Source organism: Mesorhizobium norvegicum, from assembly GCF_004919685.1.
Classification (GTDB): Bacteria; Pseudomonadota; Alphaproteobacteria; order Rhizobiales; family Rhizobiaceae; genus Mesorhizobium; species Mesorhizobium norvegicum.
This window is the reverse complement of record NZ_SMYZ01000227.1, coordinates 1-296: the sequence shown is the minus strand read 5'-3', so window position 1 is coordinate 296 and position 296 is coordinate 1. Positions and strand designations below refer to the sequence as shown.

Annotated in this window: 1 protein-coding gene; it reads left to right on the top strand. The window is 70.6% G+C overall.

Annotated elements, in window-relative coordinates; all coding sequences use genetic code 11:
• Positions 1–296 (top strand): E3 binding domain-containing protein (locus FCU66_RS40865; protein WP_181956598.1); only part of this gene is annotated, 296 nt, incomplete at both ends.

Sequence of the window (296 nt, the reverse complement as noted above, 5' to 3'; positions counted from 1 at the left end):
CCCCCACGAGGGGGGAGATCAGCCAATCACTGGCTGGCGAGCGCACCTTCGCCTCGCCGCTCGCACGCCGCATCGCCAGGGAAGCCGGCGTCGATGTGTCTGCGATGACCGGCACCGGCCCGCATGGCCGGGTGGTGAAGGCCGATGTCGACGCGGCGATTGCCGGGGGTGGCGCCAAGCCCGCCGCCAAGGCGGCGCCCGCAGGCGCACCAGCAGCTTCGTCTGCTGCGCCTGCCCCTGCGGTAAAGGCTATGTCGGATGAGCAGGTGCTGAAGCTGTTCGAGGCTGGCTCCTAC